General features: G+C 73.1%; 11 protein-coding genes. 9 read left to right on the top strand and 2 right to left on the bottom strand.

Annotation, left to right across the window (positions count from 1 at the left end; all coding sequences use genetic code 11):
- The first annotated feature begins 36 nt into the window (after positions 1-36).
- From M8C13_RS22710 to M8C13_RS22725, 4 genes are all read left to right on the top strand, one after another.
- On the top strand, positions 37-951 hold the full coding sequence (locus M8C13_RS22710) for a ribonuclease Z (protein ID WP_252482682.1): 915 nt from the start codon (positions 37-39) through the stop codon (positions 949-951).
- Positions 952-965: 14 nt separating this feature from the next.
- Entirely contained in the window at positions 966-2,135 is a 1,170-nt protein-coding gene (locus tag M8C13_RS22715; RefSeq protein WP_256509487.1) for a lycopene cyclase family protein, read from the top strand.
- A gap of 109 nt (positions 2,136-2,244) precedes the next feature.
- Positions 2,245-3,951, top strand: a complete 1,707-nt coding sequence (locus M8C13_RS22720) for an EAL domain-containing protein (protein WP_252482683.1) — start codon at positions 2,245-2,247, stop codon at positions 3,949-3,951.
- Positions 3,952-4,098: 147 nt separating this feature from the next.
- Positions 4,099-4,245 (top strand): hypothetical protein, encoded by a 147-nt coding sequence (locus M8C13_RS22725; protein ID WP_252482684.1) that lies wholly within the window; start codon positions 4,099-4,101, stop codon positions 4,243-4,245.
- Positions 4,246-4,249: 4 nt separating this feature from the next.
- Here M8C13_RS22725 and M8C13_RS22730 read toward each other — a convergent pair whose 3' ends face one another.
- Entirely contained in the window at positions 4,250-4,879 is a 630-nt protein-coding gene (locus tag M8C13_RS22730) for a GNAT family N-acetyltransferase (protein ID WP_252482685.1), read from the bottom strand.
- An 8-nt stretch (positions 4,880-4,887) separates the two neighbouring features.
- Positions 4,888-5,727: a PhzF family phenazine biosynthesis protein gene (locus M8C13_RS22735; RefSeq protein WP_252482686.1), complete on the bottom strand. Its 840-nt coding sequence runs from the start codon at positions 5,725-5,727 to the stop codon at positions 4,888-4,890.
- Positions 5,728-5,811: 84 nt separating this feature from the next.
- Between M8C13_RS22735 and M8C13_RS22740 the strand changes: the two genes are divergently transcribed.
- From M8C13_RS22740 to M8C13_RS22760, 5 genes are all read left to right on the top strand, one after another.
- Entirely contained in the window at positions 5,812-6,690 is an 879-nt protein-coding gene (locus tag M8C13_RS22740) for a LysR family transcriptional regulator (RefSeq protein WP_252482687.1), read from the top strand.
- Between the two features lie 140 nt (positions 6,691-6,830).
- Positions 6,831-7,574, top strand: coding sequence for a glycerophosphodiester phosphodiesterase family protein (locus tag M8C13_RS22745; RefSeq protein WP_252482688.1), 744 nt, complete (start codon positions 6,831-6,833; stop codon positions 7,572-7,574).
- Positions 7,575-7,589: 15 nt separating this feature from the next.
- The gene (locus M8C13_RS22750; RefSeq protein ID WP_252482689.1) at positions 7,590-8,108 is read left to right on the top strand and encodes an SLATT domain-containing protein; all 519 of its coding nucleotides are present in this window, start codon (positions 7,590-7,592) and stop codon (positions 8,106-8,108) included.
- Between the two features lie 86 nt (positions 8,109-8,194).
- Complete coding sequence (locus tag M8C13_RS22755) at positions 8,195-8,815, top strand: hypothetical protein (protein ID WP_252482690.1); 621 nt, start codon at positions 8,195-8,197, stop codon at positions 8,813-8,815.
- On the top strand, positions 8,803-9,886 hold a 1,084-nt coding region (locus tag M8C13_RS22760; RefSeq protein ID WP_252482691.1), incomplete at its 3' end, for a hypothetical protein. The genes M8C13_RS22755 and M8C13_RS22760, both read left to right, overlap by 13 nt.

Here is a 9,886-nt window from a genome sequence, read left to right on the forward strand (position 1 = left end):
GTGCCCGGCCAGGCTCCCCCGCCTACAGTCCCCACCGTGTCGAACCGCGAACTGATCGTCCTGGGCACCGCCAGCCAGGTGCCCACCCGGCAGCGCAACCACAACGGCTACCTGCTGCGCTGGGACGACCAGGGCTTCCTGTTCGACCCGGGCGAGGGCACCCAGCGGCAGATGGTCCACAGTGGAGTCCCGGCCAGCTCGATCACCCGGCTGTGCCTGACCCACTTCCACGGCGACCACTGCCTCGGCGTGCCCGGCATCGTGCAGCGGCTGTCCCTGGACAAGGTCGCGCACCCGGTGCACGCGCACTACCCGGCCTCCGGCGCGGACTACTTCCACCGGCTGCGCTACGCCACCTCCTTCTTCGAGACCGCCGACCTGCGCGAGGAACCCGTGCACGCCGACGGGGTGATCGCCACCGGCTCCTTCGGCACCCTGGAGGCGCGGCGGCTGGCGCACCCGGTGGAGGCCTTCGGCTACCGGCTGGTCGAGGCGGACTCGCTGCGCATGCTGCCGGAGGAGCTGGCCGCGGCCGGGGTGCGCGGGCCGCTGGTGCGGCAGCTGCGCCAGGACGGGCACCTCGACCTGGACGGCCGGCGGATCGAGCTCAGCCAGGTCAGCGTGCCCAGGCCGGGGCAGAAGTTCGCCTTCATCATGGACACCCGGCTCTGTCCGAACGTCTTCGAGCTGGCCGACGGGGTGGACCTGCTGGTCATCGAGTCCACCTTCCTGGACAGCGAGGCCGAACTGGCCGCCCAGGTCGGGCACCTCACCGCGGGTCAGGCCGGGCTGGTCGCGGCCGAGTGCGGGGTGCGGAAACTGGTGCTCACCCACTTCTCCCAGCGCTACCCCGACCTGGAGGCCTTCCGCGCCGAGGCGGCCCGGCACTTCGACGGCGAACTGGTGGTCGCCGCCGATCTCGACCGGATCGCGGTTCCCCAGCGGCGGTAGCGCATGATTCGCTGATGCACGTGCAGGACGTTGTGGTCGTCGGCGGCGGACCGGCCGGGTTCGCGCTCGCCGGCGCCTGTGCGCGGCTGGGCCTGCGCACCACCGTGCTCGATCCCGCGCCGGGCAGGCCCTGGCGGCAGACCTACGCGGCCTGGACCGACGAGCTGCCCATCGACCTGCCCGGCTCGGTGGTGCGCAGCTGCCCGGAGCGCACGGTCGCCATCGCCGAGACCCGGCACGAGCTGACCCGCCGCTACGCGCTGCTGGACAACGCCGCCCTGCGCGAGCACCTGCGGCACCCGGAGCTGACCGTGCGGCAGGGCTCGGCGGTCACCGTCGCGCACACCTGCGACGGCAGCCTGGTCCAGCTCACCGACGGGCAGGCGCTGGCCGCCCGGCTGGTGGTCGACGCCACCGGCGACCGGCGCGCCCTCTGCGGCGGACGCCCCCGGCGGCCCGCGGCCGAGCAGACCGCCTACGGGGTGCTGCTGCCCAGCGAGCGGGTCGCCGAACTGGTGCCGCCGGGCGAGTCGGTGTTCATGGACTGGCGGCACGCCAGCAACGGGCCTTCGGACTGGCCGACCTTCCTCTACGCCCAGCCGCTGGGCGACGGCCGCACCCTGCTGGAGGAGACCTCGCTGGCCCGGCGGCCCGGACTGGGCTACCCGGAGCTGCGCCGCAAGCTCGCCGACCGGCTCGGCGAGTACGGAATCTCCTTGTCCGGCAACGAAACCCAGGAACGCGTCCGGTTCAGAGTGGACGATCCGCCGCCCAGGGTGCGCGACCTGCTGCCCTTCGGCGCGGCCGCCGGACTGGTGCACCCGGCCACCGGGTTCAGCGTGGCCGCCGCGCTCGCCCTGGCGCCCAGGGTGGCCGAGGCCGTGCACGCCGCGCTGCCCGCCGGGGCCCCGGCCGCGGTGGCCGCCGGGTGGCGGGTGCTGTGGTCGCCCTCGGCCAAGGCGGTGCACGCGCTGCGCCGCAGCGGGCTGCGGGTGCTGCTCGCGCTGCCCGCCGGTGACCTGCCGCGGTTCTTCGAGCTGTTCTTCGCCATGCCCGAGGCCGAGCAGGCGCACTACCTCTCCGGCCGGGAGGACGTGCGCGGCACCGCGCTGGCCATGGCCGGGCTGTTCCGGCACGCGCCGTGGGCCACCCGCACCCGGATGGCGTTTCTTGGCCGCTTGTGAGCACCTTTGCGCGCCCTACCGGCCGGTTGTGAGACGAAGCGACACAGACTCCGTGAACTTGTGGTGAACGACCTCGTCGGAGAGTGATTTACCGGGCACGATCTGCACTGTGCCCACGCTGCTGGACCAAGTGCATGTCGCCTTCCAGCCGCTGGTCAATACCAACACCGGCGGTGTGGTCGCGGTCGAGGCGCTAGCCCGGCCGCTCCGGGGTCACGTGCACGACCTGTTCCGGACGGCCGCTGAAGCCGGTCGTCTCACCGACCTCGACATCGAACTGGCCGTGCTCGCGGTGCAGTTCGCCTCCGAACACGAGACATTGCTGCCCCTGCACCTCAACATCCTGGCCGACACCGTGGTGGAGGACCCGGCCGGGATGGAGGCGCTCTTCGGCGCGCTGCGCGCCACCGGCCGCCGCCCGCGCGAGGTGATCCTGGAGATCGGCGACCCGATCTCGCACCTGGACCGCGTCCTGCTGCTGGAACGGCTCCGGCGGCTGCGCACCATCGGCTTCCAGGTCGCCCTCGACGGCATCGGCGGCGGCGACATCCCACTGACCTTCCTGCTGGACGTGCAGCCCAACCTGGTCAAGCTGGACCGGGCGGTGCTGGCCGGACTGCCGGAGGACACCCGCAAGCAGGCCCTGCTGGAAGGGCTGGCGCACACCTGCACGCAGGCGGGCGCCACCGTGATCGCGCAGGGCGTGGAGACCAGGGAACAGCTCCAGGCGGTGCGCGCGGCAGGCATCCACCTGGTGCAGGGCGACCTGATCGCCCCGCCCAGCCGCCGACCCAACACCAGGGTCACCCTCTCCGCCGCGCTCAACGAGCTCTCCGACGTGGGCGCGGTGCAGCTGCCGGTGGCCACCGCGGGCCCCAGGGTCACCGACTACCTGTGCCCGGCCACCATGCTGGCCCAGAACGCCACCGCCGAGGACGCCCGCAAGGTCTTCGCCGACCGCCCCGACATCACCAGCATCGTCCTGGTCGACGACGAAGAACGTCCACAGTGGACGATCGACCGGAACCGGTTCCTGCTCGCCGTCACCGGCCCCTACGGCCATGCGCTGCACGCCAAGCGCCCGGCCTCCCGGCTGGCCGACGAGCCCAGGGCGGTGGGCACCGACGCCACCGCGATGGAGGCGCTGAACCTGATGTCCGGCGGCTCCTCCGACCGGATGTACGACGACCTGGTGGTGCTGGACGAGGGCGGCCACTGCCTCGGCGTGGTCCGGCTGTCGGACCTCTTCCGCGGCATGGCCGAGATGAAGGTCGAGCACGCCGCCGCGCTCAACCCGCTGACCAGGCTGCCCGGCAGCGACGCCATCGCCAGGGACCTGAGCCAGCGCATCGCCACCGGTCAGATCTTCGCCGTCACCTGGCTGGACGTGGACAGCTTCAAATGGGTCAACGACAACGCCGGTTTCGCCGCGGGCGACGACCTGATCCGGCACCTGGGCCGTGGCCTCACCGACGTCGCCGCCGCGCTGCGGCACGCCTGCGTCGGCCACATCGGCGGCGACGACTTCCTGGTGGTCTGCGAGCTGGACGACCTGGTCCGCCTGGCCAGTGCGGTGCTGGACCCGGACCGGCGGGTGCACGGGCGCTCCATCACGGTGTCCATGGCCACCCTGGTGTGCGCCGCGGGCAGCGTGCACGACCACCGGGAGACCTCCCGGCTGCTCGCGCCGCTGAAGCAGCAAGCCAAGTCACTGCGCGGATCCAGCTGGGTGCTCGGGCGGCCGGGGTCCACCCGCACGGACGTGCTGCGCGGCCAGCCCGCGCCGCCCGCACCGGCCATGCAACGCACTGGTTGAGCTAATTCCGGCATCCCACCACGATCTTCGTGTACCGTGGTGGGTGCCGGGAGTTCACACTCCCCTTCTTCACGTCATCCGCGCCGTGCCGACGTACGCCCATTCCGGGGCCGTGGCCAGGGAGCGCGGGACAGATCGGAAACACACATGGCACTTCAGCAGACTTTGTTCAGCCACCCCGCCGGGGACCAGCCGCAGATCGTGGCGCAGCGGACCGCCGCCACCACCTGGGCGCACGATGCCCTGTTCCACGAGCCCGAGGGCCTCAGCGCGGACCACGAGTACGCCAACTGACCGGCTACTTCAGCAGCACCTCCGCGCCCACCGGCCGATAGCCCGCGGCGAGCACCGCTCGCAGTGAGGCCGCGTTGCCGGGCGCGACCTGTGCCCACACCGGCACACCTTGCGGAGCCAGCGCTCGGGCCGCGGCGAACAACGCCCGCCCGAGCCCTTTGCCCCGGAACCCCGGGTCCACCTCGGCCGCGACTTCCCAGCGGCCGCCGACACCGCGTCCGAGCAGCACCAGCCCGCCAGGGCAGGTCCAGACCCGGATGTCGGTGCGGAAGTCCTCGGCCCGCCGCACCCGTTCGTGGGTGCGGTCGTCGGCCGGGGTCAGGCCCAGTTCGGGCGCGACCGCCGGACCCGTGGCCACCAGCACCGCGTCGATGTTGTTGACCGCGCGGCCGGTGGCGGCGCACAGCGCGGTCAGGAACGGCGGGTTCAGCGGCGCGGACAGGTCATCGGCCGGCAGCCGCGCCCGCACCCATTCCTCGGGCACATCGGCCACCACCACGTGGTGCGCGGTGAAGGCCAGCACCGCGGGCGTCGCCTCGGCGCCCTGCGGCAGCACGCTCACCCCGCCGTCGGGCGGCGGCGGATCGCCCTCGGCGGCCCGCCGCAACAGCTCGCTCAGCGCTTGATCGCTCACCGGGCCATTCAACCCGGCAGCGGCACGGCCTGGCCGGTGACCCTGATCCGCGGGTCCGCCGGGTCGATCTCCACCACCAGCAGGCTCGGCCTGCCCATGTCCTCGCCCTGCCGGATGGTCAGCAGCGCCGGGCGGTCCAGGTTCGGCCGCAGGTAGCCGCCGAGCGCGGCCGCGGCCGCCCCGGTGGCCGGGTCCTCCACCACGCCGCCGACCGGGAACGGGTTGCGGGAGTGGATGGTTCCGTCCGGGTCGAAGTACACCAGCTGGAGGGTGGTCCAGTTCTCCTGCCGCATCAGCGCGGCCAGCGGGTCGAACTCATACGAGAGGTTGGCCAGGCGCTTGCGGGTGCGGGTGGCCAGCACCAGGTGGTGGCCGCCGCCGAAGGCGACCACCGGCGGGTGGCCGGGGTCGAGGTCCCTGGGATGCCAGTTCAGGTAGGTCAGCACCTCGGTGAGCACCGCGGGCGAGACCGGGGTGAAGCTGGTGGGCACGCTGGTCAGGGTCGCGCTGGCGACCCCGTCGGTGATCCGGGTGTGCACCGGGATCACCCCGGCCGGGGTGCTGAAGACGTAGTCCCCGGCCCCGTGCCGCTCGGTCAGCGCGGCCGCGGTGGCCACCGTGGCGTGCCCGCAGAAGGCCACCTCGGCCAGCGGGCTGAAGTAGCGGAGCACGGCCTGCCGGGGATCGGGGCCGGGCAGCACGAACGCGGTCTCGGAGTAGCCGATCTCGGCGGCCACGGCCTGCATCCGGTCGTCGGTCCAGCCGGTGGCGTCCAGCACGACCCCGGCGGGGTTGCCGCCCGCCGGGTCGGCGGTGAAGGCGGTGTAGCGCAACACGTCTGTGGTCATGGCCCCAAGCCTCGTCCCGGTTCGTCATGCTGTCCAACGATCGTTTCTCATTGTGCCGATCGAGTTTCGCGATAGGCTGGCGGGGTGGACACCCGGCTGCTGCACACCTTCCTCTCGTTGAGCCGCAACGGGAACTTCACCAGCACCGCCGCCGAGCTGCACCTGGCCCAGTCCACCGTCACCGTGCAGATCCGCACCCTGGAGAAACAGCTCGGCGCCCGCCTGTTCGACCGCCTGCCCGGCGGGGCCGAGCTCACCGCGGCCGGCCGCCGCCTGCTCCGCCCCGCCGAGGACCTGCTCGCCGCCGAGGCCGCCCTGCACACCGCCGCGGGCGCCGACGGCCCGCCCAGCGGCGAGGTCACCCTGGCCGCCACCGAGTCCCTGTGCGCCTACCGGCTGCCCGAGCTGATCACCGCCCTGCGGGTCGAGCAGCCCCGCATCGAGCTGCACCTGATCCCGGCGGGCACCGCCCTCGGCGGCAGGCTGCTGCACACCGGCCGCGCCCAGCTCGCCCTGGTCCTGGACGCCACCCCCGAGCCCGACCTGGCCGCCGAACCCCTCGGCCAGGAACCACTGAGCCTGGTGTGCGCGCCGGAGCACCGGCTGGCCGGGCGCAGGCCGCGCTGGTCCCAGCTGGCCAGGGAGAGCTTCTTCCTGCTGGAGCCCGGCTGCTTCTACAGCGACCGGCTGGCCCACCGGCTGCTCGCGGTCCCGGACGCCCAGCCCCGGCTGACCCGCTTCGGCAGCATCGAGGCCGCCAGGGCCTGCGTGGCCGGCGGACTCGGCCTCGGCCTGTTCCCCACCGCCGCGGTGCGCGAGCTGGTCGAGCAGGGCCGCCTGGCCGAGCTGCCACTGCCCGCGCACACCGAGGCCCCGGTGCTGCTGACCTACGACCCGCGCCGCTCCCCCAGCCCCGCCACCCACGCGGTCGCCGCCGCCCTGCGCGCCCACTGGCGCCCCTGAGCCGCCCCACGAGTCCCAGCCCCCGCCGCACCACGGCGCATCCCCGCGCCCACCGCCACTCCCCGCCCTCAGCGCCCCCACGGCCGGTCCCGGCGCGCCGCTGCTCCCCATCCCGCCCGCCGACGCCCTAGCCTGAACCGATGGGCGACCTGCCGCAGTGGCTGACCGCCGTGCCGATCGCGCACCGCGGCCTGCACGACCCCTCCGCCGGCATCCCGGAGAACTCGCTGCCCGCCTTCGAGTCCGCGATCCGCCAGGGCTTCCCCTGCGAGCTCGACGTGCGCTTCAGCGCCGACGGCCACCTGGTGGTCATCCACGACGCCGACCTGGCCCGGCTCACCGGCCTGCCCGGACCGGTCAGCGGCCGCACCGCCGCCGAGCTCCGCGCGCTGCGCCTGAGCGGCACCGAGCACGGCATTCCCCGGTTCACCGACGTCCTCGACCTGGTCGACGGCCGGGTGCCGCTGCTGGTGGAGACCAAGCACGCGCACCCGCTGGACGGCCGCGGCATCGAGGCCGCGCTGCTCGGGCATCTGCGGGCCTACCGGGGTGAGGTCGCGGTGCACTCCTTCGACCCGGTGGCGGTGTTCCGACTGCGGCGGCTGGGCATCCGGTGCCCGCTCGGGCAGATCTCCGGGGCGCTGGCCAACGCCGACCCGGTCAGCCGGGCCCTCGGCCGCAGCCTGGTGACCAACTTCCTGACCAGGCCGGACTTCATCAGCTTCGAGCTGGCCGGGCTGCCGTCCAGGGCCGCGGCCTACTGGCGCGAGCGGGGGCGGCCGGTGCTCGCCTGGCCGGTCGGTTCGGCCGCTCAGGCGAGAAGGGCTCACGAATCGGCCGACAACATCATATTCTCCGGGTTCGTCCCCTCCAGTGAGCACTGACCCAGGGCGGTACCGGTGGCAAACAAGTCCGCGGCCAATCCCGACCACGGCGAGTACGGGCGGGTGGCCCGCCAGTACGTGATCGACCTGCGCGACCGCTACCGGTTCCGGTCCCGGTGGAACCGCAGGTTCTTCCGGCTCTCCGGCATCCTGGTCACGGTGCTGAGCATCAGCCTGCCGCTGATCACGGTGATCACCTTCCCGTACAAGGACCTCACCATCGCGGTGATCGGCGTGCTGATCGCGCTGTGCACCGGGCTGCACTCCTTCTACCAGTGGGACAAGAACTGGGGCCTGCTGCGCCGCAGCGACTTCAAGCTCACCGAGGCCTACTCGGCCTGGGAGCTGGAGATGCACCACGCCCAGTCACTGGTGGACGGGCCGAACAAGGAGCAGCGCCGCTACGACGCGACCAAGGCCCTGCTGGACAAGGCCAGCGTGATCCGCGGAAAAGAATCGGAGAGTTACTTCGACGCCCTCCAGTTCCCCCAAAAGCCTGGCTCTACCGGGGAAAAGAAGGCGGACGCTCCGTGACGCATACCCGTAATCCTTCGGGTCTTTCCCCAACTTAACCCCCCGAAGGACTGAAAGGCTGCCCCCTTCGGTCTAGGCTGCGGGCCATGCATGAGGTTGCCGAGCTCGACTGTCACGAGCTGCTCCTCCGGCTGGCCGGCCGGTTGCCCGATGCCCAGCTGTGGCGATTCCGGGACTGGCTCGCCAGCGGAGCGCAGGTGGTGCTGGCCAGATCGCTGCCGGCCAGCCTGCTGCAACACCGGATCGCCCTGACCGAACGCGAACACCGGCTGCTGTCGGACTCGCTCACCCCCTTCGGCGCGGACCGCGCGGCACTGGCCGCGATCACGGTCGTGGACGAGGTGGGGCGCAGCGGGCACAAGTTCAGCCTGGACCACCCCGAGTCCCCCACCGGCAGCGACGCGGTGTCGGTGGTGCTGGCCGCCTCGCTGCGCAGCCGGACCGGGGTCCGCGAGGTGCGCTGCACCTGGCGGCGTGGTCAGCGTCCCGGCGAGCCGAGCAAGCGGATCATCCTGGTCACCGCCGCCACCGAGCTGGCGGGGCTGGCCGGCGAGGTGCAGCGGGTGCTGCGCGCACTCGGCGAACACGAACCGTGCGTCGAGGTGCTGCCATCGGGCATGGAGCTTCCCGACTACCACCACGCGGCCTGGGAGGCCGCTGAGCTGGTGTGTGTCGGGGTCGAGGGAGGCGTGGCATGGACGGCATGACCCTGGCCGACCGGATCCACCAGCTGCTGCTGGAGCTGGCGGGCCGGATCGACGACGACGCGGTGCTGGCCGCCCGCGAGCACGCCGCGCTGCTGGAGTACGAGCGCGCCACCGAGCTGATGCTCGGCTGCCTGCTCGCCGGGCGGATCTCCATCACCCCGGCCGAGCAGTACCGGCTGCGGCACATGCTCGGCGAGGTGCGCATCGACCCGGCGCTGGCCGACCAGGTGGTGGTCTCCGAGGTCCGCCTCGGCGACGGCCACCGCTTCAACAGCAGCAACGACCCGGTCCCCGGACTGGAGCGGGTGCTCTCCGGCGTGCTGCGCAGGCTGCCCGCGCTGCGCTCGGTGTGGGGCACCTGGCGCACCACCCCGGCAGGCGCGGCCGCGGGCGCGGTGCCGCACCAGGTGCTGCTGATGGAGATCGGCCAGGAGGGCTTCCCCTCGGCCGTGGTCTACCAGCTGAACCGGGCCATGCAGCAGGCCGGTGTGCGGGCCTCGATCGAGGTCTTCCGCACCGGCGAGGAACTGCCCGAGTACCACGAGAAGGCCCTGGCCACCGCGCGCCGGATCGAGCTGCCCGGCTACGAGGCCGAGCCGGTCCGGGAGCGCCCGGTCTCCAGGCGCGCCCGGTCGGAACCTCCGCCGCCACCGCCGCCCGCCCCCTCGCCCGAGGTCACCCAGGTGGTGGCCACCCCGGACCCGCCCGCGATGGCCGACACCGAGCTGTCGCTGCCGCCGCGTTCCCGGCCGGACGAGGACCCGGTGGCCGCCACCACGGTGCACGCCATGGACCCCATCCCGGCCGACCCGGACCTGGACGCCCCGCTGCCGTCGCCCGCCCTGTCCTCCCCCGCGCTGGCCGAGCTGCCCGCGCCGCCGGAACAGGTCACCAGCTCCGCCGAGGCCAAGCTGACCGACCGGGAACGCGGCCTGCTCCGCCAGCTGCACCAGGAACTGGCCGAACGCGAGCAGAAGCCCAAGGCGGGCAAGCCCGGCCCCTGGCAGGTCGCGGGGCCGACCCCGATGGAGATCACCGGCCCGAACGGCTTCGGCCAGGCCAACGGCCACC

Origin of the sequence: Crossiella sp. SN42, assembly GCF_023897065.1 — a bacterium.
Classification (GTDB): Bacteria; Actinomycetota; Actinomycetes; order Mycobacteriales; family Pseudonocardiaceae; genus Crossiella.